The organism is Kitasatospora sp. NPDC092948, assembly GCF_044754805.1.
Taxonomy (GTDB): domain Bacteria; phylum Actinomycetota; class Actinomycetes; order Streptomycetales; family Streptomycetaceae; genus Kitasatospora.
Window position 1 is genome coordinate 21249 of sequence record NZ_JBIVPU010000006.1, and the last position, 21712, is coordinate 42960.

Genomic DNA, 21712 nt, shown 5'->3' on the forward strand with positions numbered 1-21712 from the left:
GTGGGGAACGACGGAGGGCATGACGATTGCTCACCGCTTGACCGGGACCGGCGACCACCACGTGCTGGTCCTCCACGACTGGTTCGGCACCAGCGCCGGCTGGGGTCCGTTCCTCGACTACCTCGACGGCGACGCGTTCAGCTACGCCTTCCTCGACTACCGCGGCTACGGGCAGCGCAAGGAGGTCGCCGGCACGTACACGCTCGCCGAGATCGCCGCCGATGCGCTCGCCCTGGCCGACCAACTCGGCTGGGAGCGCTTCTCGTTGGTCGGCCACTCGATGGGCGGGAAGGCGGCCCAGCAGGTCCTCGCCGAGGCGCCGCTGCGGGTGCGCAAGCTGGTCGGCCTGGCTCCGGTGCCGGCGGGGGCGTACCCGCTGGACGAGGCGGGCGAGGCGCTGTTCTACGGCGCCTTCGAGGACCGGGAGAAGCGCCGCGCGATCCTCGACCTGGTCACCGGCCAGCGGGCGGGCCGGGTCTGGCTGGACCACATGGTCGACCAGTCTCTCCGGCTGTCCACCCCCGAGGCCTTCGGCGGCTACGTCCGCGACTGGGCGACGGCCGACCTGGAGCAGCGGATCAACGGCAACCCGGTGCCGGTCAAGGTGATCGTCGGCCAGCACGATCTCGCCCTCACCGCCGACGTCATGCGCGGCACCTTCCTCGCCCACTACCCCAACGCGGAACTCGAGGAGCTGGGCGGCAGCGGCCACTACCCGATGTACGAGACCCCGGTCGCCCTCGCGGCATCCCTGGAGGGCTTCCTGCACAACTGACAGCACCGATACGGCCGACGCCGCCACCGACAGCACCGCACTGCCCGGAGCGGCAGACCCGCAGGACCCGCACGGGAGGCCGGCCCGCCCGGCTTCCCGTGCACCACGAGGTCCGGGCGAGGCGCCGGGCGAGGTCCGGGCGAGGCGCCGGGCGAGGTCCGGGCGAGGCGCCGGTCAGTCGGAGTTCTCCCAGACCAGGATCCCCGGGCCGTCGGGCGTCACCACCGGCACCCACGCCTCGTCGACCTCCGCCAGGCGGGACTCGTCGAGCACCAGCGGCACCGGGAACAGGGCTTCGCGGTTCGCCGAGCCGTAGACGTAGTAGCCGACCGCGGCCCTCAGCCGGTCGAGCAGGTCGGCGGGCCAGTCGAAGCGCCGCGATCCCTGGCCCTTCAGCTCGCCGACGAAGATGTCCTTCAGGTCGCGGTCCAGGTCCGGCCCGAACAGCGGGATCAGGTAGCCCTCCTGCTGGTACTGGATGCACCCGAACCCGCCGCCCTGGTTCTGGTAGATCACGCCGGTCGGCGCGGCCACGATGACGAACATCCAGCCCTGATCCGACCCGATGCTGTCGGGGTCCAGGAATATGTACCGCTTGTTGTCGTCTGCGTCAGCCATGGGCAGGAGCGTTGCACACAACCACCGGGTCCCACACGGCGATTCGACAGAGCGGGCCGCACGCCTCCGATCCCCCTTGGCGGGAACACCTATCGCGATATATCGTGAGTCACCGCCGCCGGCCCCGCCGCGGCGACACCCGAGCCGAGCCCAGGACGGAACGCATGCCAGGAGAGATCTCGCCCGCCGGGAAGCCCTCCGGCCTCGGCGCGCAGCCCGAACTGCGCGCCTCCCACGCGGACCGGGACCGGGCGGCCGACGTCCTGCGCATCGCGGCGGGCGACGGGCGGCTGACCGCCGAGGAGCTGGACCAGCGCCTGGAGCTCGCCCTCTCCGCCCGCACGGTCCGCGAACTGGCCGATCTCACCGCCGACTTGCCGACCGTCCCGTTCGGTGGCGGCGGGGTGGCGGCGGAGGCGAAGGACGTCCTGCGGATCGACCAGAAGTGGAGCCCGGTCGAGCGGACCGGGCGCTGGGTGGTGCCGCGCCGACTGGAGCTGTCCGTCGAATGGTGCGCGGTGACGCTCGACTTCACGCAGGCGGTGATCACCCGGGACACCGTGCAGATCGACGTCGACATGCGCGGCAAGACCCTGACGCTGATCGTCGGCCCGGACACGGTGGTCGACACCGACGGCCTGATGCTCCAGCACAGCCGGGTCAAGAACCGGCCTCCGGACGCCCCCGGCCCGACCGCGCTGCGGGTGGAACTGGTCGGCGAGAAGCAGTTCGGCCGCGTCGTGGTGCGCCGGCCGCGACGATCACGCGGTCACAGCCGCTGAGCAACACGCCGAGCACACCCAGCGCCGCACACGGAGTCAACCGCCATGGGAGCGCGCCGAATTCGCAGCCCGCCCGCACAACGGGCCGCCGCCGCAGGGAAGTCACCCGTGCAGGCGCAGCAACAGGCGGTGCAGGGTGGCGCGTTCGGCAGCGGTCAGCGGGGCCAGGACGGTGTCCTGGACGCCGCGGGCCAGGGTGTCGAGTTCGGCGAGGCGGGTGGCGCCGGCGGGGGTGAGGCTGAGGGTGAGGCGGCGGCGGTCGGCGGGGTCGCGGGTGCGGTCGAGCCAGCCTGCGGCGGCGAGGTGGTCGGCGGCCTTGGCGAGGTCGCTGGGGTCGAGGCGCAGGCGGGTGGCGAGGTCGCGCTGGGTGTGCGGGCCGAGGTCGGCGAGGGCGGCGAGGGCCGCGTGGTGGTGGAGGCGCAGGCCGTCGGCGGCGAGGAGTTCGGCGAGGCGGTTGCGGGCGTCCTTGCCGACCCGGGAGAGCAGATAGGTCGTCAACTCGGCGAGCAAGGGCGGGGTTTCGTTCGGATCGGCCATGTCGAACATGGTAGGTGCAGGCCTATAGTGGGTCGACACCCACGATTTCACGACGGAAGGATCTGCTCGTGGACGCGCTCCACCCCCGCCTGCTGGTCGCCGATTTCGCCGCCTGCTTCGCCTTCTACGACGCCGTCCTGCCCGCGCTGCTCGGCGCGCACCTGGTCAGGGGCGCCGCCGCCGGGCCGTACGCCCACTGGGACGTGGGCGACCAGGCGGTGCTGGTGCTGTTCGACCGGGCCGCGATGGCGGCCACCCTCGGCGCCGCGCCGACACCGGCGGACGCGCCCCCGGCCGACACCGGCATGTTCGTCTGCCGGGTCGCGGACGTGGACGCCGGGTACGCGCTCTGCCTGGCCGGCGGCGCGACGCCGGTACTGCCGCCGGCCGACCGGCCGGAGTGGGGGCCGACGCTGCGCAGCGCCCATCTGCGCGACCCGCAGGGCACGCTGATCGAGCTTCAGTCGTACTGATCGCCGGGGGCGGTCAGTACGCTGGCGGGGTGTGCTGGAGCGCCGGGGCCGATCTGCTGGTCGGCAGCGCCGTCACGGCGGTCGGGGTCGCCGCGGTGCTGCGCGCCGGGCCGACCCGTCGACTGCCGTTGGCGGCACTGCCGGTGCTGCTGGGCGTGCACCAGGTGGTGGAGGCGGGCGTCTGGTCGGGTTGGGCGTGGGCCCGCACGGTGTGGCTGGTGATCGCGCTGCCACTGCTGCCGGTGTACGTGCCGGCGGCGGTGCGGTGCGCGACCGGCCGCCGCTCGGCGGCCTGGTTCTCCGTGCTGGGCGCGGCCGTCGCCGTGCCGCTCGCCGTCGCACTCGCCCGGCATCCGGCGACGGCGCACCCGCACGGCCACACCCTCGACTACGCGATCGGCGTCCCGGCCGCCGGCCTGCTGCTGGCGGGCTACCTGGCCGCGACCGTGGGCGCGCTGCTCTGCTCGGGCGACCGCCGGCTGCGCCGCCTCGGCGCGGTGCTCGGCGCGGGCGCACTGGTCTGCGGCCTGCTGTGGCGGCTGGCGTTCGTCTCCACCTGGTGCGCGCTGGCCGCCGTCGCCTCCGTCCTGCTGTACGACTGGGCCGCCGAGCCCGACGTCAACTCCCGTTCCCGGCAGCGTCGATGAGCGCCAGCGCGTCCTGTACCGAGCCGCCCGGGTCGGGGACGGGGTAGAGCACGCCGCGCACCGTGCGGGTGGCGTCGATCAGCAGGGTGAGGCGCTTGAGCCGTTCGGCGCCGCCGGCCCGGAAGGTGGGCAGCCGCAGGGCGCCGGTGAGGCGCAGCGCGGCGTCGGACAGCAGCGGGAACGGGATGGCCTGGTGGGCGGCGAACGCGGCCTGCTGGTCGGGACGTTGGGTGGAGACGCCGTGGACGGTGGCGCCGCGGGCGGTGAAGTCGGCGAGCCGGTCGCGGTAGGTGCAGGACTCCAGCGTGCAGCCGGCGGCGCCGGGGATCTCGTCCCAGCCGGGCGGGTGGCCCTGGACGCCGGGGGCGTAGGCGCCGGGGAAGCAGTACAGGACGGTCCACGGGGTGTCGCCGACGGGGTCGGCGGAGCGGGGGCGCAGGTCGGCGGAGGCGACGGGCAGGGCCAGTTCGGGGACGCGGGCGCCGACCAGGCCGTGCACGCGGTGCGCTTCGGCGGAGTCGGGTCCGGTGGTGGCGGTGAGGGTACCGTCGCCGAGCAGGTGGCGTCCGCCCCAGTCCTGGAGGGCGACCAGCACGGGCAGCAGGCCCCAGCCCTTCTCGGTCAAGTGGTAGGCGTAGCGCGGCGGGTGGGCGTGGTAGAGGCGCTTCTCCACGACGCCGTCCTCGACGAGTGAGCGCAGCCGGGCGGTGAGCACCTTGCGGCTGATGCCGAGGGATTCGTGCAGGGCGTCGAACTGGTGGGTGCCGCCGGCGAGGTCGCGGATCAGCAGCAGGGTCCACCAGTCGCCGACCACGGACAGCGCCTGGGCGATGGAGCAGTCGGTGTCGCCGACGTCGGTGTAGCGCATGGATCCACCTTGCCACTTGCGTCGTCGCTGCTCCATAGTGAGTTCCCCAAGGGAACTCACTCATCCCAGACATCGGGGGAAGCCATGTCCAGCACGAGTACGGCCCCACCGGGGACGCCGACCCGACCACCGGTGGCCGCCACCCCGTCCGCGTCCGCGTTCTGGCGGTACTGGTCGGCGTCCGCGATCAGCGGCCTCGGCGACGCCGTCACCTCCGTCGCACTGCCGCTCACCGCCGTCTCCGTGCTGCACGCGAGCGGCTTCCAGGTCGGCCTGGTGACGGCCGCGGGCTTCGCCGCCTGGCTGCTGATCGGCCTGCCCGCCGGCGTGCTGGTGCAACGTCTGCCGCTGCGCGGCACCCAGATCGCCATGGACCTGCTGCGCGCCGCCGCGATCGGCTCGGTGCCGCTGGCAGCGGCGTTCGGCGCCCTGAGCCTGACCCAACTGGCCGTGGTGGCACTGCTGGTGGGCATGGCCAGTGTGGTGTTCGACGTCGGGAACTCGACCTTCCTGCCGACCGTGGTGCCGCGCGAGCAGCTGACCGCCCGCAACAGCCTGACCTCCGGCACCCATGCGGTGAACCAGCTGGCCGGGCCGTCGGTCGGCGGCGCGCTGGTGCAGCTGCTGGGCGCGGCCACCGCACTGGTCACCGACGCGGTCAGCTACCTGCTGTCGGCGGCGCTGCTGCGCACCCTGCCCCGGGCGGCGGCGCCCGACCGGCCCGCGCCGGGGGCGGCGCCGTCGGTGGCGGCGCAGATCGGCGAGGGCTGGCGGTACGTCACCCGGCATCCGGTGGTCGGCCCGTGCGTGGCGATGGCCACCTCGGTGAACTTCGTCTGCGGCGCGCTGATGACGCTGACCCCGGTGTTCCTGGTCCGCACGCTGGGCGCGCCGCCCGGGCTGGTGGGCCTGCTGATGGCCACCGAGGGCGTGGGCAGCCTGATCGGCGCGGCGCTCACCCCGCGGCTCAGCGGGCGTCTCGGCAGCGCCCGGGCACTGCTGGTGGCCCCGGTCTTCGGCGCGGCGCTGGCCATGCTGATGCCGCTGGCCACCGACGGGGCCGGGCTGCTGCTGTTCGCGCTCGGCAACGCGGGGTTCGCGGCGGGCGTGGTGGTGCTGAGCATCACCACCCGGACGCACCGCCAGTCCACCGTCCCCGCCGAGCTGCTGCCCCGGGTGATGGCCACCGTCCGCTTCGTCTCCTGGGGCGCGATCCCGATCGGCGCGCTGGCCGCCGGCACCGCCGCCTCGCTGTGCGGCACCCGCACCGCGCTCTGGGCGGCCTGCGCGCTGACGGCGGTGGCGCCGGTGGTACTGCTCTGCTCGCGGGTGCGGGGCCTGCGACGGCTGGACGAGCTCGACACACCGGCAACAGTCTGACGATCCGACAGTCCGCCGAGCCGCCCGGGCACCCACCCGGCAGCACGCCCAACCGCCCGGGCACCCACCCGGCAGCACGCCGAGCCGCCCGGGCACCCACCCCGCAATCCACCGGTCCGTCAGTCCGACAGGCGGACAAATCGCCGGCCCGCGTCCAGCAGCCGGGGCAGCGCCTGCGCATAGCCGGGCCCGGTGCCCGCGTCGGGGTGGTTGAAGTGGCTGATCACCACCGAGCCCGGTGGGGCCGCGGCCACCGTCCGCGCCACCTGCTCGGCGGTGAACGTCGCGCCGCCGTCGCCGTTCACCGCGAACCCGGCGACCCGCTCGCCGAGTTCGCCGACGATCCGCACCGCGACGTCGTCGTAGTGCGCCGTCCCGGAGCGGAACCAGCGCGGCGGCCTTCCGAGCAGCCCGGCCAGCTTCGCCGCGTTGTCCGCCACCTCCTGGTAGGCCGCCGCGGCGTCGGCGGTCCCGGTGATGCCGTACGCCGAACGGCCGGTGACGGACAGCGGGCGGTGCGCGGTGCCGTGGTTGCCGAGTTCGAACAGCGGGTCGGCGGCCAGTTCGCCGAACGGCCCGGGGTTGGCGTCGATCCACCGGGCGTTCAGGAACAGCGTGGCGGGCACCCGGTGCCGGCGCAGGGTGTCGATCAGCGCCGCGTCGTAGCCGTCCCCGCCGGGCCCGCCGCAGGCGTCGAAGGTCAGCGCCAGCGCCCCGTCCGGAACCTCCGCCACCACCCCGGCCAGGTCCGTCCCCCACTGGGTGGGCCGCTGACCCCCGTACCGGGCGAGCACCTCCTCCCGAACCGGCGGCGCGAACGTCACAGACCCGGCCCGGGGCGCGGACGGCGACGGCCACGGCGACGGCCCGACGGAGGCGGAGGCGGAGGCGGAGACGGACGAGGGCGCCGGCCGCGCTCCGACGTCCGCCGGCGGGCCGGAGTGCGCGCACCCCGTCGCGAGGCCGAGGGCCGCCGCCAGTACCGTCCGCCGTCCGACCATCGCGCCGCTCCTCACTGTCCGTCAACGTCCATCGTGACGACTGCCACGAGTGTCACTTCCGGGCCGGGCCGGTGCCGTCTGCGAAGCTCAGCCGTATGGCTTCTCCCTCACGACCGCACTATCTGCAGTGGACGACCATCGCCCCGGTGATGGCGTTCCTGCTGCTCCTGGCGACCTGGCATCGAGAACTTCCGTGGCCGGTGGTGGCGCTGGTCGCGTGCTTCCTGGCGGTGTCGGTGGTGGCGGCCGTGCACCACGCGGAGCTGATCGCGCACCGGGTCGGCGAGCCGTACGGCTCACTGGTGCTGGCGGTCGCGGTCACCATCATCGAGGTGGCGCTGATCGTGACGCTGATGGCGGACGGCGGCGACAAGAGCGCGGGCCTGGCCAGGGACACGGTGTTCGCCGCCGTGATGATCACCTGCAACGGCATCCTCGGCCTGTCGATCCTGGTCGGCGCGGTGAAGTACCGGGAGGCGGTGTTCAACGCGGAGGGCACCGGCGCGGCGCTCGGCGCGATCGCGACGCTGGCGACGCTGAGTCTGGTGCTGCCGACGTTCACCACCTCCACGCCGGGTCCGCAGTTCTCCCCCACCCAGCTGGTGTTCGCGGCGACCGCGTCGATCGTCATCTACGGCCTGTTCGTGTCGACCCTGACGATCCGTCACCGGGACTACTTCCTGCCGGTCACCCCGACGGGCGAGGTGATCGAATCCTCGGACGACCACGCCGAGCCGCCGTCCCGCAAGGAGACGCTGATCAGCGTCGGGATGCTCTCGCTCGCCCTGGTGTCGGTGGTCGGTCTGGCCAAGGGCGTCTCGCCGACGATCGAGCGCGGGGTGGCGTCGGCGGGGCTGCCGAACGCGGTGGTCGGCGTGGTGATCGCCCTGCTGGTGCTGCTGCCGGAGTCGATCGCGGCGGTCCGGGCGGCGGTCCGCAACCGGGTGCAGATCAGCCTCAACCTGGCGCTCGGCTCGGCGCTGGCGTCGATCGGCCTGACCATCCCGGCGGTCGCGGTGGCGTCCACCTGGCTGAGCGGCCCACTCGAACTCGGCCTCAACGCGTCCCACATGATCCTGCTGGCGCTGACCGTCGCGGTCGGCACCCTCACCGTCATCCCCAAGCGCGCCACCCCGCTCCAGGGCGGCGTCCACCTGGCGATCCTCGGCGCCTATCTGGTGCTCGCCGTCAGCCCCTGACGGACGAACGGCACAACGGCGGCGGGTGCATGGCGCACCCGCCGCCGTCGCGTTTCTCCGGCCTCACCGAACGCCGCCCGGCCCGACGAAACATCACGCTGCCCGGCCCCACGGAACGTCGCCCTGTCCGGCCCGACGAAACATCACGCCACCCGGCCCGACGGAACGTCACCCCGTCCGGCCCTGCGGAACATCACGCTGTCCGGCGCGGCGAAACGTCACTCCACGGTGACGCTCTTGGCCAGGTTTCGCGGCTTGTCCACGTCCCGGCCGAGGGCCACCGCGGCGTGGTAGGCCAGCAACTGGAGCGGGATGTTGAGCAGCAGCGGGTCGAGTTCCGGCTCGCTCTTCGGGACCACCACGCAGTGGTCGGCCAGCTTCGCCCCGATCGGCCGGTGCGCGACGGCCAGCACCCGACCGGAGCGGGCCTTGATCTCGCCGAGCGCCGTCAGGTTCTTGTCGAGCAGCTCGTCGTCCGGGACCAGTGCGACGGTCGGCAGCTCGGGGCTGATCAGCGCCAGCGGGCCGTGCTTCAGCTCGGAGGCGGGGTACGCCTCGGCGTGCACGTAGGAGATCTCCTTCAGCTTCTGCGCGCCCTCCCGGGCCACGGGGTAGCCGCGCACCCGGCCGATGAACATCATGCCCTGGCTCTCGGCGTACTCGGCGGCGAGCTTCTCGATCTGCTCCTGCTGTCCGAGCACCTCCCGGATCTGCTCGGGCAGCGCCTTGAGCGCGCCCACGATCCGCCGGCCGTCGGCGGGCGACAGGTCGTGGATCCGCCCGAAGTGCAGCGCCAGCAGGGCGAATGCCACCACGGTGGAGGTGAACGCCTTGGTGGAGGCGACCGAGATCTCCGGGCCGGCGTGCAGGTAGATGCCGCCGTCGCACTCGCGGGCGATCGCCGAGCCGACGGTGTTGACCACGCCCAGCACCCGGCCGCCCTTGCGCTTGACCTCCTGCACGGCCGCCAGCGTGTCGTACGTCTCGCCGGACTGGCTGACCGCCACGTACAGGGTGTCCGCCTCGATCACCGGGTTGCGGTAGCGGAACTCGGAGGCCGGCTCGGAGTGCGCGGGGATCCGGGCCAGCTCCTCGATCAGCTGCGCGCCCATCTCGCCCGCGTAGTACGCCGACCCGCAGCCGAGGATCTTCACCCGGCGGATCTCCCGCAGCTCCCGGGCGTCCAGGTTCAGCCCGCCCAGGTGCGCGGTGGAGAACCGCTCGTCGAGCCGTCCGGACAGCGTGCGCTCGACCGCGCCGGGCTGCTCGTGGATCTCCTTCAGCAGGTAGTGCGCGAAGCCGCCGGTGTCGTACGAGCCGATCTCCCAGTCGACGGTGGACGGCTGCCGGGTGACGGTCCGGGCGTCCTCGGTGAAGGTCCGGAAGCTGTCGGCGCGGACCGTCGCCAGCTCGCCGTCCTCCAGGTGCACCACCTGCCGGGTGTAGCGGACCAGCGCGGAGACGTCGGAGGCCACGAACATCTCCTTCTCGCCTATGCCGAGCACGATCGGGCTGCCGTTGCGGGCGACCACGATCCGGTCGGCCTGCTCGGCGTCCAGCACCGCGATGCCGTACGTGCCGACCACCAGCTTCAGCGCGGACCGGACCGCGTCCTCCAGCTCGCCGCCGTCCGCGCGGTGCGCGGCGATCAGGTGGGCCAGCACCTCGGTGTCGGTCTCCGAGCGGAACACCGCGCCGTCCGCCGCCAGCTTGGCGCGCAGCTCGTCGGCGTTCTCGATGATGCCGTTGTGCACCACCGCGATCCGGCCCTCGTTGTCGGTGTGCGGGTGCGCGTTCGCGTCCGACGGCACGCCGTGGGTCGCCCAGCGGGTGTGGCCGATGCCGACGCCGCCCTTGAACCGGGCCGGCAGCGCCGCCGCCAGGTCCGCAACCCGGCCCTTGACCTTGCACACCTTCAGCTTCGCCGGGACGGACTTGGTGGCCGGGGCGACGACCGCCACGCCCGCCGAGTCGTATCCCCGGTACTCCAGCCGCTGCAGGCCCTCCAGCAGGAACGGGGACGCATCCTTGGGGCCGATGTAGGCCACGATTCCGCACATGGGCGTGGACTCCTGATGTTCGAGTGATGTTCGAGGGTTCGGACGGGCGGGGCCGTGATCAGCCGTAGACCATCCGCCGCAGCTGACGCACCGACAGCTCCGGCGCGGCCACCCGGCGGGCGGCCAGCTCCACGCCGAGGCGGGCGAAGATCCGATCGTTGGTCAGGCCCCTGGCCTGGAGCTCACCGTGACGGCGGCGCACGAACTCCTCGGTGGTCTCGGAGAAGTACGCCAGCACCTCCGCGACGACCCGGGCCGCCTCCCCCGGGGCCAGTGCCGTGGTCCGGGCGAGATGGGCGAGCAGGTCCTCATGAGGGTGTGGTGAGGCAGGCACGGTCGGTGAGCCTAGGCGTGAAGTGTCCATTTGCCAAAGATCCTGCCCGATTTCGGGCAGGACGGCGAACCGGGGGCCGATACGGTGGGCCCATGCACGCACTGGACGACGATCAGGTACGGGCCCTGCGCACCCGGGGACAGGGCCTCGGCGGCGGCGTCCGCTTCCGCACCGCCGCCGATACGGTCGAACGGGTCGTCGGCATCCAGACGCAGGACGCCCGGGCCGGGGCGCTGGGAATCCGCGCCCGCACCGCAGGGATCACCGCGGGCGACCTGCGGCAGGCACTGGAGCAGGACCGCACCCTGGTCCGGAGCTGGCTCCTGCGCGGCACCCTGCACACCGTCACCACCGCCGACCTGCACTGGCTGCTCGACCTGCTCGGGCCGCACGTCCTGCGCCTGAGCGCCCGCCGGCACCGCGAACTCGGCCTCGACGAGAGCCTCTGCGACCACGCCGAGACCGTGATCACGGACACCCTGGCCGCCCACGGCCCGTCCACCCGCGCCGAGTTGACCCAGCGGCTCGCCGGGGCCGGCCTCCCCGCCGAGGGCCAGGCACCGTTCCACCTGATCCGCCGGGCCGCGCTGCGCGGCCGGATCTGCTTCGGCCCCGACCGGGACGGCGACGCCACCTTCGTCCTGCTCGCCGACTGGCTGCCCGACGCCCCCGACGACGGGCCCACCGGCCAGGACGCCGTCACCGCCCTGGCCGGCCGCTACCTGCACGCCCACGGCCCGGCCGCCCCCGAGGACTTCGCGGGCTGGTCCGGCCTGCCCCTCTCCGCCGCCCGCCGCGCCTGGCAGGCCCTGGACCTGCTGACCGTCCAGGTCCGGGGGCAGGACTGCGCACTGCCCGCCGGCCGGGCCGCCGAGCTCGATCTCGCCCCGCTGCCCGCCCCCGACGTGCGGCTGCTGCCCGGGTACGACAACTACCTGGTCGGCCACCGTTCCTCGGCACTGTCCGTCCCCGCCGCCCACGAGAAGCGGATCCGCCCCGGCGGCGGCCTGATCCGCGCCGCCGTCCTCGCCGACGGACTCGCCCGCGGCACCTGGGCCTGGTGCCGCGACCACGCCGACGCCACCCTCTTCGACCCGACGGCCGCACCCGGTCTCGCCGCAGGCATCGCCGCCGAATCCGCCGACCTCGCCCGATTCCTGCGGACCCCCTGACGCGGCCCCTCTCCCACGGCCCCGCCCGGCGCTCCCGTACAGTGCGCGTCCAACACGTTCGATTTCCGACGCCAGGTCAGAGAGGCCGCCCCGTGCGCATATTGGACACCTTCAGCCGGTCCACCCCTGCCGGAGCGACGATCGCGCTGCTCACCCCGGTCGCCCTGCTGGGCCTGGGGGTGGCGACCGCCAACTCCGACTACACGACGGCCGGCGGGATCGCCGCCCTGACGGTGCTCGCGGCAGCGCTGCTCGCCCTGTTCCTGCTCCGACCCGGCGGACGGCCGATCGCCGTCGCCGCCCTGATGGGCTTCGCCCTGGTCGCCCTTCCCGGGGCCGTCCTGGCCACCCAGATCCGGCACTTCCGCGGCGAGCACACCGAACTCGTCCTGACGGCCGGCCGGAACGGCAGTGGCGACCCGGCCTGCGTGCTGCGCCGGACGGACGGGAAGCCGCTGGCGCACGCGGTGGTCCGCGGCTGCACACCGCCGGCCGAGCCCGGCCAGCCCGAGCTCGGCCTGCCCGAGCTCTACCTGGTCGACCCGGCCGGCTGGGTGGACCCCGTGGCTGCGGCCGACGACGACCTCAAGGACACGGCGTACATCGCCCCGTTCGCGCTGGCGGCCATCGTCTGGCTCTGGATCCGCACGGTGCTCGGCGCGACCCGCCGCACCGGCAGGCCGGCCACGCCCGCCGGACCGGACCCGGACGCCGCGCCGGACCCGGGCGCAACCGATCACGTCCCCGGCGCGTAGTCATTCCACGGCGGCCGAACGGGTGAGCAGCGGCACACCCCGGATGGGGGGCTGTCGTTGAAGGACGGTGCGCAGCCGGTGATCGGGTGATCGTGGCCCGGTGCTTGCATCCGTCGGCGGTGTCCGATCCGGGGTTTCCGGCGGTCACCCCGGAGGATGGGCCGCGTACTGTCCGTGTCGATCACAGGGGGACTGTCCGTCATGCAACCGCGCGTGTTCGCCGTCGTCACCGCCGTCCTGCTGGCCGCTCTCGGCCTCGGGGCGGTCCTGGTCACCGACTGGACGCCCAGATCCGCCAACGCCGCCGCGACCGCCGGCCCGGGCGGGCGCACCGCGCCGGCTCCCGGCTCGGCGTCCCCCTCCCCCACCGGCGACCCGGCGGTGTGGACCCGCTCCACGCTGCGCAACAAGCTGATGGCCGAGATGGACGCCGCCGACCCCGGCGTCGCCCTGGCCGACCTCGACAAGATCACCAAGGACAAGCCGTACACCGTGCGGTTCTGCCACCCCATCGCGCACGAGCTCGGGCACGCCGCGGTGCAGCGCTACCACCAGGACTTCCAGAAGGTGATCTCCTTCCCGCACGAGACCTGCGCGGCCGGCTACCTGCACGGCGCGGTCGAGGAGATGCTCGCCAACTCGCAGAACCCGCAGGCGGACATCCTCACCCTGTGCGCGCCCACCAACACCGGCCCCTGCATCCACGGCGTCGGCCACGGCATCATGTTCGTCACCAAGCAGGACATCCCCTCCGCCCGCGCCCTGTGCGACAAGTTCCCGTCGCAGAACCGGCGGATCACCTGCTCCGAGGGCGTCTTCATGCAGCTCTTCGCCCCCGACGAGGAGGACGAGAAGGCCAAGGCCAACCTCCCCGCGGACAAGCTCGCCGCCGAGCCGCTCTACCCGTGCCCGGAGCAGCCGTCGCTCTACCAGTCCGCGTGCTTCTTCTACGCCCCCACGTACTTCCTCTCCTCGCACGACTACGCCAATCACCCGGAGGTGTTCTCCCAGGCCCTCCAGTGGTGCCTGAACGCGCAGGCCAGCGGCGGGGAGAACGACTGCTCGCGCGGCGTGGGCTCGCGCACCATGAAGTACAACCTCGACCGCGAGGACTGGGCCGCCCAGCAGTGCGCCACCGCGAAGGACGGCTGGCAGCGCAAGGCCTGCGCGCAGGGGCTGGTGAGCTACTACACCGTCAACTACACGGACAGCGGCGCGGCCGGACGGCTCTGCGCCAAGATCACCGACAAGGAGATCCAGGGCTACTGCCGCTCCGCGGGCGGGCTGTCCAGCACGCTCGACTAGAGCAGCTGGCCGGCGTTCGGGGACTGCTGGTACAGGACGCGGTGCTGGGCGCGCGTCCTGACCACCAGGCCGGAGCGGTGCAGGACGCCCAGGTGGTAGGAGACGGTGCTGGCGGCGATCCAGTGGCGTTCGGCGAGTTCGGTGGTGGTCCGGGGGGTCCCGAGGTCGGAGAGGATGCGGGCCCGGGTCACGCCGATCAGGTCGAACGTCGGACGCGAGGGCGGCTGGGCGTTGCCCGGGTCGGGATCGGCCGGGTAGACCAGCAGCGGCTGGCGCTGCCCGGGCCCGGGCAGCGGGTCGATCGTCATCTGGAGGTCGCCGCCGAACACCGACGGCGTCAGGGTCAGCGACGTCGCTTCGCACACCTGGCCATGGAAGTCGGTGATCAGCCGGAGGTGGTCGTCGCCCCACATCATTCTCGGGTGCAGCCCGCCGATCACGCTCCCGAGTCCGTGCCGCGCGATCAGCTGCCCCCGGCGGGCGATGTCCGCCTCGATCCGCCCACGCAACTCCGGCCAGTGCGGCCGGATCGCCGTCCGCCACAGCTGGTCCAGTTCGGCCGCCACCTGCCCGGCGAACTCGCTCTCGCCCCGGTCGATGGCATCCAGCAGCGGCCGGGACGCGGTGCCGCCGCGCACCCCGCGCTCCACGTCCCCGTCGAACATCAGCACCAGTTCCTGCGCCAGCCGCTCCGGATCGACGGCGGCGACGGCGTGCAACTGCCGCTCCAGCGAGTCCTCGTGGGACTCCGGCTGCGGACTGATGAAGTCCGGGACGTACTTCCACTGCCCCGTGAAGATCGCCCGCAGCAGTGTCAGCCGCCGCTCCCGCACCGACGCGTGCATGAGAGCACTCCACCCGCCGGGCCGGGGCTGCCCGGACCAGTGGATCAGCCACAGGCTGTCGACCAGGGTGTGCAACGGCGATATCGCGAACCGGGTGTTGAGCAGCATGCCCGCGTTCATGTCGATCCGGATCACCACGACGTCTCCCCCGAGAACGATGTCCGTCCATCGAAGCACCGAAGTGGGGCGCGCAACCAGGGGCGCGTGGGGGGCACCTGGATTCGCACCCGCCTGCCTCTTAACCTTCCGTCCCATGAACGACGACTTCCGAACCGCCGCCCAGGCGGCTGCGCAGCTGGTGGCGGACTATCTCGACGGCCTCCCCTCCCGCCCGGTGTGGCAGCCGATGGACCCGGCGGAGCGCTCCGCGCTGCTGGAGCTGGAGCTGCCGGAGGACGGGGCGGGCTTCGAGGAGCTGCTGAGGACCGTCGAGCAGCGGATCATGCCGCACCCGATGGGCAACGGGAACCCGCGGTTCTTCGGGTGGGTGAACTCCTCCCCGCAGCCCGCGGGTGTGCTGGCGGCGCTCGCCGCGTCCGCGATGAATCCGAGCTCGGCGGGCGGCGACCACGCGGATGTGCACCTGGAGCGCGCCGTGGTGCGGTGGATCGCCGAGCTGGTGGGGTTCCCGCACCCGGCGGGCGGCGGCCTGCTGACGTCCGGGACGTCGATGGCGACCATCGTCTGCCTGGCCGCGGCCCGCAACCGGGCGGCGCGCAACGCCGGTTGGGACGTCCGCGAGGACGGGCTGGCGGGGATGCCGCCGCTGGTGGGGTACGTCACCGGCGAGGCACACAGCTGTGTGCGCAAGGCCGCGGAGCTGCTGGGACTGGGGTCGAAGCACCTGCGGGTGGTCGCGGCGGACGCCGAGGGCCACCTGCGGCTGGACAGTCTCGAAGCGGCGGTCGCCGAGGACCGGGCCGCGGGCCGGCTGCCGTTCCTGGTGGTGGCCTCGGCCGGAACGGTCGGCACCGGCGCCGTCGACCCGTTCGAGCCGATCGCGGACCTGGCCGCCCGGGAGGGGCTCTGGTTCCACGTCGACGGCGCGTACGGCGCGTTCGGCGTCCTCGACGGGACGATCGCGCACCGCTACGCGGGGCTCGACCGCGCCGACTCGCTCGCCCTGGACCCGCACAAGTGGCTGGGCGTGCCGGTGGACTGCGGCTGCGCGCTGGTGCGCGACGCGCAGGAGCTGCGGGGCACGTTCAGCCTGGTGCCGTCGTACCTGCGGGACGAGGACGCGGGCGGGCTGGGCTGGTTCTCGGAGTACGGCACCGAGCAGACCCGCCCGTTCCGTTCGCTGAAGGTGTGGGCGTCGATCGCGCACCGCGGCCGCTCGGGCGTGGCCCGGGACATCGCGCACTGCACGGGCCAGGCCCGCCGCCTCGGCGGGTGGGTGGAGCAGGACCCGGAGCTGGAGCTGGTGGCCCCGGTGGAGACGTCGATCGTCGCGTTCCGCCTCCGCCCCGCCGGCCTGGACGAGGCGACCACGCAGTGGCTCAACTCCCGTCTGCCGGCGGCGATCCAGCAGCGCGGCCGGGTGTTCGTGACCGGCGCGGTGTACCGCGGGCAGGAGATGCTGCGGGCGTGCCTGCTGAACGCGGCGACCACCGACGAGGATCTGCGGCTGCTGCTGGCCGAGGTGAAATCGGCCGGTGCGGAACTCCTGGACCGGGGCCGCACGTCAGAGTGATCGCGGGAGCGGATCAGCGCCGATCCGACGGGGGCCGCGCAGACATTAACCGTCGGGTCACGGGGGGTTCGTGATCGTGAAACAGCGGAGCGCCACCATTCAGGCATGGATGACACGGCGTACACCCACAGAAACGGAACGCATCGGCAGCGCTGGCGCCGGGAGGCGGTCGAGCTCGCGGCGGTGTTCACCGCGGTCGCGGCCGCCGACCTGGTCGCGAACGTGGTGGTGCACGGCCACGACGGGCCGGTGCTGCTGTTCGCCTCCGCCGGGGCGCTGCTCGCCGCCGCGCTGCTGCGCGTCCGGCTCGCGCACCGGCACCCGCCCGGCCCGGATGCCCTCGCACCACCGGGCGGGGCCGAGGTGAGCGACACCGGGGAGCCGACCGCGCTGTGGCGGCTGCGGACCAGCGTCGCGGACGCCCCGGGCAGCCTGGCCCGGGTGTGCACGGCGCTGGCGGAGCGGCAGGTGAACATCGTCTCGATGCAGGCGCACCCGCTGCCGGACTGCACGGTGGACGAGTTCATCGTCCGCGCGCCGGCCGCGCTGACCCGGGCCGAGCTGGTGGCGGCGGTCGCGGCGGGCGGCGGCCGGGACATCTGGTCCGACCGGGCGGACGCCCACGAACTGGTGGACGTGCCCCGGCAGGTCCTGGCGCTGGCGACCCGCACGGCGCTGGACGCGGCGGAGCTGCCGGTGGCGCTGCGGCAGCTGTTCGGGCGGGCGGCGATCCGCCAGTACCCGGGGCGGGGCGCGGCGGCGCAGCCCGGCGTGGACGGACACCTGATGCGGCTGCCGCTGCCGAACGGGGACCTGCTGGAGCTGTCCCGGCCGAGTCTGCCGTTCACGCCGACGGAGTTCGCCCGGGCCCGGGCGCTGGTGGAGCTGGACACCGTGCTGGGCCCGCGGGTGCCGCAGGTCGCGGCGCGGATCAGCCGCCCGGCGGGGGACGACCTGACGGTGCGCCGGGCCACCCCTGCGGACAAGCCGGCGGCGGCGGCGATGCACGCCCGGTGCTCGCCGGAGTCGCTGCGGCGGCGCTACCACGGGCCGGTGAAGGACGCCGACCGCTACCTGGACCACCTGCTGGACCCGCGGCACGGGCAGACCCTGGCGGTGGAGACCGCGCAGGGCCGGCTGGTGGCGCTGGCCCACCTGATGTGGGACGACGAGGGCGCGGAGATCGCGCTGCTGGTGGAGGACGCCTGGCAGCGCCGCGGCGTCGGCGTGGACCTGGTGCTGCGGATGGCGGCGCTGGCGCTGGAGGCGGGCGTGGGCACGGTGTACGCGGTGACCACGGCGGCGAACACCGGGCTGATCTCGACCATGCGCAGGCTGTCGGCGCCGCTGGACTACCAGCTGGAGGACGGCACCCTGGTGATCACCGCGCATCTGGCGGAGGCGGCGGAGAAACTGCCCGCCCCGTGGGCGGCGCGCTGACGGCCCGTCGGGCCGGGCCCGTCCCGCAACGGTGCGGGCCCGGCCGGGTGCGGCGCGGGCCGGGAGGTCGCCCCTGCTCAAGTGTGCGGGCGGGAGTCGGTAGGCTGAGTCCGTCCCTGCCGCCCGTAGGTCGTCGAACGGCCCGGGCGGTGCCGCAGCAAGGAGGAACCCCTGAGCATGCCAGGCACCGATTCGGAAGCCGCGCGCGACGCCTCGCTGCCCGCCCGCGCAAAGATCGCCGTGACGGCCGGCAAGATGGCGGCCGCGCTGTCCCAGAAGGCCGGGCGCGGCAGTGGGTCGGTGATCGGCGGCAAGGTCGCGCTCAAGCTCGACCCGGACCTGCTGAAGACCCTGGCCGAGCACCTGGACGTGGTTCTGGTCTCCGCCACCAACGGCAAGACCACCACCACCCGGCTGATCGCCGAGGCCCTGCGGGCGGCCGGCCCGGTGGTCTCCAACGCGCTGGGCGCGAACATGCCGGCCGGAATCACGGCGGCCCTGGCGGGCGGCACGGACGCCAAGTTCGGCGTCATCGAGGTGGACGAGAAGTACCTGCCGATGGTCGCCCGGGACACCCGGCCGAAGGCCATAGCGCTGCTGAACCTCTCCCGTGACCAGCTCGACCGGGCCGCCGAGACCCGGATGATGGCCGAGAAGTGGCGCGAGGGCCTGAAGGACACCGAGGCCGTGATCATCGCCAACGCGGACGACCCGCTGGTGACCTGGGCCGCCTCGTCCTGCAAGAAGGTGGTCTGGGTGGCCGCCGGGCAGGCGTGGAAGGAGGACGCCTGGTCGTGCCCGTCGTGCGGCGGTGTGATGCAGCGTCCGGGCGACGACTGGTTCTGCGGCGAGTGCGGTTTCCGCCGCCCGAACCCGCACTGGGCGCTCCAGGGCACCCACGTGATCGACCCGCACCGCGGCGCCTGGCCGATCCAGCTCCAGCTGCCGGGCCGCGCCAACCTGGCCAACGCCACCAGCTCGGCGGCGGTCGCCGCGGTGTTCGGCGTGGCCCCGCAGGTCGCGCTCCAGCGCATGCAGTCGGTGGCCGCGGTGGCCGGCCGCTACGACGTGGTGCAGTACCGCGGCCGGGACATCCGGCTGCTGCTGGCGAAGAACCCGGCCGGCTGGCTGGAGACCTTCTCGCTGATCGACGGCCCGCCGGCGCCGGTGATCCTGTCGGTGAACGCGATGGACGCCGACGGCACCGACACCTCCTGGCTGTGGGACGTCGACTACGAGCGGCTGGCCGGTCACCCGATCTTCGTGATGGGTCAGCGCAAGCTCGACCTGGCGGTCCGCCTGGAGGTCGCCGGCCTGCAGTTCCAGGTCGTCGACTCGCTCCAGCAGGCGGTGGACGCCGCCCCCGAGGGCCGTATCGAGGCGATCGCCAACTACACGGCGTTCCAGCAGCTGCGCAAGGCCGTGGTGGCCTGATGAGCGACCAGTACCAGCAGTACGGTCAGCAGCCGTACGGCGGCCAGCAGTTCGACGACCAGCAGTACCAGCAGCACGGCCAGCAGCAGTACGGCCAGCAGCCCTACGGCGAGCAGCAGCACTACGGCGACCAGTCGCACGAGCAGCACTACGAACAGTCGTACGGCGAGCAGCAGCAGTACCGCGAGCAGGCGTACGACGGGCAGCAGTTCGCCGGGCAGCAGCAGGGGTTCGACGAGCCGCAGCAGCAGTACGGGGGCGGTGCGCCGGAGGCGGCGCCGCAGTACGGGAGGTCTTCGAGGATGAGCGAGAGCAGCCTGCGGGTGGTCTGGGTGTACCCGGACCTGCTGTCCACGTACGGCGACCGCGGCAATGCGCTGGTGGTGGAGCGGCGGGCGCAGCAGCGCGGTCTCGGGGTGCAGCGGATCGACGTGCGCTCCGACCAGTCGGTGCCGACCAGCGGCGACATCTACCTGATCGGCGGCGGTGAGGACCGTCCGCAGCGCCTCGCCGCGGAGCGGCTGCGCAACGACGGCGGGCTGGTCCGGGCCGCGGAGAACGGTGCGATCATCTTCTCGGTCTGTGCGGGTTTCCAGATCCTCGGCCACGAGTTCATCAACGACCTCGGCGAGCGCGAGGCGGGCCTGGGCCTGCTGGACGTGTGGACCGCCCGCGGCGAGGGCGCGCGCTGCGTCGGCGACGTGCTGGCGGAGGTGGACCCGCAGCTGGGTCTGCCGCAGCTGACCGGTTTCGAGAACCACCAGGGCGTCACCCACCTCGGCGAGGGCGTCAAGCCGTTCGCCACGGTGCAGGTCGGCCGGGGCAACGGCACCGGCGACGGCACCGAGGGCGCCTGGCGCGACACCGTGTTCGGCACCTACCTGCACGGCCCGGTGATGGCCCGCAACCCCGCCGTCGCCGACCTGCTGATCAAGCTGGCGCTGGACGTGAACGCGCTGCCGCCGGCCGACACCACCTGGTACGACGCGCTGCGCACCGAGCGGATCGCCGCGGCGTCCCGCCCGGCGTAGCCGCCGGCCGTTGGCCCGGTGGACGGCTGACCGCCATGTGGGCAGCCGTCCACCGTGGAACAACTTCATAGGAGAATAAGGAGAGCCCGGGCGCAACACCCTCCTCGGCGGTCGGGTCGCAGTTACGTGAGGTGCGTCGAGGAAGCCGCCCCCGCGTCGGTTTCGGCTCGGCCGGACGCAGGAACCGTATGCTGTGCAGCATGTCCGATTCGGGCGCGATGTCCGATTCTCACCCACCAGTCCGGCCGTCCGAATCCTGCTCGGGAGTTGGCAAAGCAATGCGTATTGGTGTCCTGACCAGCGGCGGTGACTGCCCCGGCCTGAACGCCGTCATCCGTTCCGTGGTCCACCGGGGGGTGGTCGACCACGGCGACGAGATCATCGGCTTCGAGGACGGTTGGCGCGGTCTTCTGGAGGGCGTGCACCGCCCGCTGACGCTCGACTCGGTGAGCGGCATCCTCGCCCAGGGCGGCACGATCCTGGGTTCCTCCCGGGTCCAGCCCAGCCACCTGCGCGACGGCGTGGAACGCGCCAAGAAGTACTGCCAGGACCTCGGCATCGACGCGGTGATCCCGATCGGCGGCGAGGGCACCCTGAAGGCCGCGAAGCTGATGAGCGACGCGGGCCTGCCGGTGGTCGGCGTCCCGAAGACCATCGACAACGACATCGCCTGCACCGACGTCACCTTCGGCTTCGACACCGCGGTGTCGGTGGCCACCGAGGCGCTGGACCGGCTGAAGACCACCGCCGAATCGCACCAGCGCGTCATGGTGGTCGAGGTGATGGGCCGCCACACCGGCTGGATCGCCCTCAACGCGGGCATGGCGGCCGGCGCGCACGCCATCGTCGTCCCGGAACGCCCGTTCCACATCGACAAGTTGACGGACGTGGTGCGCGAGCGCTTCGACCGGCAGAAGAAGTTCGCGATCGTGGTGTGCGCCGAGGGCGCCAAGCCCGAGCCCGGCACCATGGCCTGGGAGGAGGGCACCAAGGACATGTACGGCCACGAGCGGTTCACCGGCATCGCCACCCAGCTCTCCCGCGAGCTGGAGCACCGCCTCGGCAAGGAGGCCCGCCCGGTCATCCTCGGCCACACCCAGCGCGGCGGCACCCCCACCGCCTACGACCGGGTCCTCGCCACCCGCTTCGGCTGGCACGCCGTGGAGGCCGCCCACAAGGGCGCGTTCGGCCACATCACCGCCCTTCAGGGCACCGACATCCGGCTGGTCCCGTTGGGCGAGGCGGTCGCCGAACTGAAGACCGTGCCGTCCGACCGCTACCTGGAGGCGGAGACCGTCATCTGACGGACTCGGCAGACCCGACGGACCTGACGGACCGTCAACCCCGGGGCCGGTCCGGTCGA

Annotated in this window: 21 protein-coding genes; 14 read left to right on the forward strand and 7 right to left on the reverse strand. The window is 73.3% G+C overall.

Translation table 11 applies throughout. From position 1 onward, the window contains the following. Positions 1–19 precede the first annotated feature (19 nt). Complete coding sequence (locus ACIQF6_RS19390) at positions 20–775, forward strand: alpha/beta fold hydrolase (RefSeq protein WP_400896474.1); 756 nt, start codon at positions 20–22, stop codon at positions 773–775. 174 nt (positions 776–949) lie between these two features. Here the strand turns inward: ACIQF6_RS19390 and ACIQF6_RS19395 are convergent, their stop codons facing one another. Continuing rightward, positions 950–1393, reverse strand: coding sequence for a DUF6210 family protein (locus ACIQF6_RS19395; protein ID WP_400896476.1), 444 nt, complete (start codon positions 1391–1393; stop codon positions 950–952). 164 nt (positions 1394–1557) lie between these two features. Between ACIQF6_RS19395 and ACIQF6_RS19400 the strand changes: the two genes are divergently transcribed. Next, a complete protein-coding gene (locus tag ACIQF6_RS19400; RefSeq protein WP_400896478.1) occupies positions 1558–2175 on the forward strand; it encodes a DUF1707 domain-containing protein in 618 nt (205 codons plus the stop codon). A gap of 102 nt (positions 2176–2277) precedes the next feature. Here the strand turns inward: ACIQF6_RS19400 and ACIQF6_RS19405 are convergent, their stop codons facing one another. Next, the gene (locus ACIQF6_RS19405; protein ID WP_400896480.1) at positions 2278–2712 is read right to left on the reverse strand and encodes a MarR family winged helix-turn-helix transcriptional regulator; all 435 of its coding nucleotides are present in this window, start codon (positions 2710–2712) and stop codon (positions 2278–2280) included. Positions 2713–2780: 68 nt separating this feature from the next. On the opposite strand from ACIQF6_RS19405, the gene ACIQF6_RS19410 reads away from it, so the two are divergent. Then, positions 2781–3185, forward strand: coding sequence for a VOC family protein (locus ACIQF6_RS19410; RefSeq protein ID WP_400896482.1), 405 nt, complete (start codon positions 2781–2783; stop codon positions 3183–3185). A gap of 29 nt (positions 3186–3214) precedes the next feature. Further along, entirely contained in the window at positions 3215–3832 is a 618-nt protein-coding gene (locus tag ACIQF6_RS19415; protein WP_400896484.1) for a DUF6629 family protein, read from the forward strand. On the opposite strand, the gene ACIQF6_RS19420 is transcribed toward ACIQF6_RS19415, so the two are convergent. Next, positions 3804–4700 (reverse strand): winged helix-turn-helix transcriptional regulator, encoded by an 897-nt coding sequence (locus ACIQF6_RS19420; protein WP_400896486.1) that lies wholly within the window; start codon positions 4698–4700, stop codon positions 3804–3806. The genes ACIQF6_RS19415 and ACIQF6_RS19420 overlap by 29 nt on opposite strands. A gap of 84 nt (positions 4701–4784) precedes the next feature. On the opposite strand from ACIQF6_RS19420, the gene ACIQF6_RS19425 reads away from it, so the two are divergent. After that, positions 4785–6080 (forward strand): MFS transporter, encoded by a 1296-nt coding sequence (locus ACIQF6_RS19425; protein WP_400896488.1) that lies wholly within the window; start codon positions 4785–4787, stop codon positions 6078–6080. Positions 6081–6199: 119 nt separating this feature from the next. Here ACIQF6_RS19425 and ACIQF6_RS19430 read toward each other — a convergent pair whose 3' ends face one another. Continuing rightward, positions 6200–7081: a polysaccharide deacetylase family protein gene (locus ACIQF6_RS19430; protein ID WP_400896490.1), complete on the reverse strand. Its 882-nt coding sequence runs from the start codon at positions 7079–7081 to the stop codon at positions 6200–6202. Between the two features lie 95 nt (positions 7082–7176). Here ACIQF6_RS19430 and ACIQF6_RS19435 point away from each other — a divergent pair, with 95 nt between their 5' ends. Next, positions 7177–8280 carry a calcium:proton antiporter gene (locus ACIQF6_RS19435; RefSeq protein WP_400896492.1) on the forward strand — a complete coding sequence of 368 codons (1104 nt, stop codon included), beginning with the start codon at positions 7177–7179 and terminating at the stop codon, positions 8278–8280. A gap of 218 nt (positions 8281–8498) precedes the next feature. On the opposite strand, the gene glmS is transcribed toward ACIQF6_RS19435, so the two are convergent. Both glmS and ACIQF6_RS19445 read right to left on the reverse strand, forming a co-directional pair. Further along, a complete protein-coding gene (gene glmS / locus ACIQF6_RS19440) occupies positions 8499–10340 on the reverse strand; it encodes a glutamine--fructose-6-phosphate transaminase (isomerizing) (protein WP_400896494.1) in 1842 nt (613 codons plus the stop codon). 58 nt (positions 10341–10398) lie between these two features. Then, positions 10399–10674: a hypothetical protein gene (locus tag ACIQF6_RS19445; protein ID WP_400896496.1), complete on the reverse strand. Its 276-nt coding sequence runs from the start codon at positions 10672–10674 to the stop codon at positions 10399–10401. 92 nt (positions 10675–10766) lie between these two features. On the opposite strand from ACIQF6_RS19445, the gene ACIQF6_RS19450 reads away from it, so the two are divergent. The 3 genes from ACIQF6_RS19450 (at position 10767) to ACIQF6_RS19460 (ending at position 13906) form a co-directional block, all read left to right on the forward strand. Continuing rightward, entirely contained in the window at positions 10767–11846 is a 1080-nt protein-coding gene (locus ACIQF6_RS19450; RefSeq protein ID WP_400896498.1) for a winged helix DNA-binding domain-containing protein, read from the forward strand. A 92-nt stretch (positions 11847–11938) separates the two neighbouring features. Then, a complete protein-coding gene (locus ACIQF6_RS19455; protein WP_400896500.1) occupies positions 11939–12601 on the forward strand; it encodes a hypothetical protein in 663 nt (220 codons plus the stop codon). Positions 12602–12802: 201 nt separating this feature from the next. Beyond that, the gene (locus ACIQF6_RS19460; protein ID WP_400896502.1) at positions 12803–13906 is read left to right on the forward strand and encodes a hypothetical protein; all 1104 of its coding nucleotides are present in this window, start codon (positions 12803–12805) and stop codon (positions 13904–13906) included. On the opposite strand, the gene ACIQF6_RS19465 is transcribed toward ACIQF6_RS19460, so the two are convergent. Next, a complete protein-coding gene (locus tag ACIQF6_RS19465; protein WP_400896504.1) occupies positions 13903–14889 on the reverse strand; it encodes an ArsR/SmtB family transcription factor in 987 nt (328 codons plus the stop codon). The two genes, ACIQF6_RS19460 and ACIQF6_RS19465, sit on opposite strands and share 4 nt — an antisense overlap. Before the next feature lie 115 nt (positions 14890–15004). On the opposite strand from ACIQF6_RS19465, the gene ACIQF6_RS19470 reads away from it, so the two are divergent. From ACIQF6_RS19470 to ACIQF6_RS19490, 5 genes are all read left to right on the forward strand, one after another. Continuing rightward, the gene (locus ACIQF6_RS19470; protein WP_400896506.1) at positions 15005–16444 is read left to right on the forward strand and encodes a pyridoxal phosphate-dependent decarboxylase family protein; all 1440 of its coding nucleotides are present in this window, start codon (positions 15005–15007) and stop codon (positions 16442–16444) included. Positions 16445–16549: 105 nt separating this feature from the next. After that, a complete protein-coding gene (locus ACIQF6_RS19475) occupies positions 16550–17884 on the forward strand; it encodes a GNAT family N-acetyltransferase (RefSeq protein WP_400896508.1) in 1335 nt (444 codons plus the stop codon). 177 nt (positions 17885–18061) lie between these two features. Then, the gene (locus tag ACIQF6_RS19480) at positions 18062–19318 is read left to right on the forward strand and encodes a MurT ligase domain-containing protein (RefSeq protein WP_400896510.1); all 1257 of its coding nucleotides are present in this window, start codon (positions 18062–18064) and stop codon (positions 19316–19318) included. Between the two features lie 302 nt (positions 19319–19620). Continuing rightward, positions 19621–20349 carry a type 1 glutamine amidotransferase gene (locus ACIQF6_RS19485; protein WP_400897265.1) on the forward strand — a complete coding sequence of 243 codons (729 nt, stop codon included), beginning with the start codon at positions 19621–19623 and terminating at the stop codon, positions 20347–20349. Positions 20350–20627: 278 nt separating this feature from the next. Next, positions 20628–21653 carry a 6-phosphofructokinase gene (locus ACIQF6_RS19490; protein WP_400896512.1) on the forward strand — a complete coding sequence of 342 codons (1026 nt, stop codon included), beginning with the start codon at positions 20628–20630 and terminating at the stop codon, positions 21651–21653. Positions 21654–21712 lie beyond the last annotated feature (59 nt).

Coding starts and splice junctions, on each gene's coding strand:
- ACIQF6_RS19470 (WP_400896506.1), top strand. CDS start 15,005: ATGAACGACGACTTCCGAACCGCCGCCCAGGCGGCTGCGCAGCTGGTG.
- glmS (WP_400896494.1), bottom strand. CDS start 10,340: ATGTGCGGAATCGTGGCCTACATCGGCCCCAAGGATGCGTCCCCGTTC.
- ACIQF6_RS19390 (WP_400896474.1), top strand. CDS start 20: ATGACGATTGCTCACCGCTTGACCGGGACCGGCGACCACCACGTGCTG.
- ACIQF6_RS19425 (WP_400896488.1), top strand. CDS start 4,785: ATGTCCAGCACGAGTACGGCCCCACCGGGGACGCCGACCCGACCACCG.
- ACIQF6_RS19400 (WP_400896478.1), top strand. CDS start 1,558: ATGCCAGGAGAGATCTCGCCCGCCGGGAAGCCCTCCGGCCTCGGCGCG.
- ACIQF6_RS19450 (WP_400896498.1), top strand. CDS start 10,767: ATGCACGCACTGGACGACGATCAGGTACGGGCCCTGCGCACCCGGGGA.
- ACIQF6_RS19475 (WP_400896508.1), top strand. CDS start 16,550: ATGGATGACACGGCGTACACCCACAGAAACGGAACGCATCGGCAGCGC.
- ACIQF6_RS19480 (WP_400896510.1), top strand. CDS start 18,062: ATGCCAGGCACCGATTCGGAAGCCGCGCGCGACGCCTCGCTGCCCGCC.
- ACIQF6_RS19420 (WP_400896486.1), bottom strand. CDS start 4,700: ATGCGCTACACCGACGTCGGCGACACCGACTGCTCCATCGCCCAGGCG.
- ACIQF6_RS19435 (WP_400896492.1), top strand. CDS start 7,177: ATGGCTTCTCCCTCACGACCGCACTATCTGCAGTGGACGACCATCGCC.
- ACIQF6_RS19490 (WP_400896512.1), top strand. CDS start 20,628: ATGCGTATTGGTGTCCTGACCAGCGGCGGTGACTGCCCCGGCCTGAAC.
- ACIQF6_RS19405 (WP_400896480.1), bottom strand. CDS start 2,712: ATGGCCGATCCGAACGAAACCCCGCCCTTGCTCGCCGAGTTGACGACC.
- ACIQF6_RS19485 (WP_400897265.1), top strand. CDS start 19,621: ATGAGCGAGAGCAGCCTGCGGGTGGTCTGGGTGTACCCGGACCTGCTG.
- ACIQF6_RS19460 (WP_400896502.1), top strand. CDS start 12,803: ATGCAACCGCGCGTGTTCGCCGTCGTCACCGCCGTCCTGCTGGCCGCT.
- ACIQF6_RS19395 (WP_400896476.1), bottom strand. CDS start 1,393: ATGGCTGACGCAGACGACAACAAGCGGTACATATTCCTGGACCCCGAC.
- ACIQF6_RS19430 (WP_400896490.1), bottom strand. CDS start 7,081: ATGGTCGGACGGCGGACGGTACTGGCGGCGGCCCTCGGCCTCGCGACG.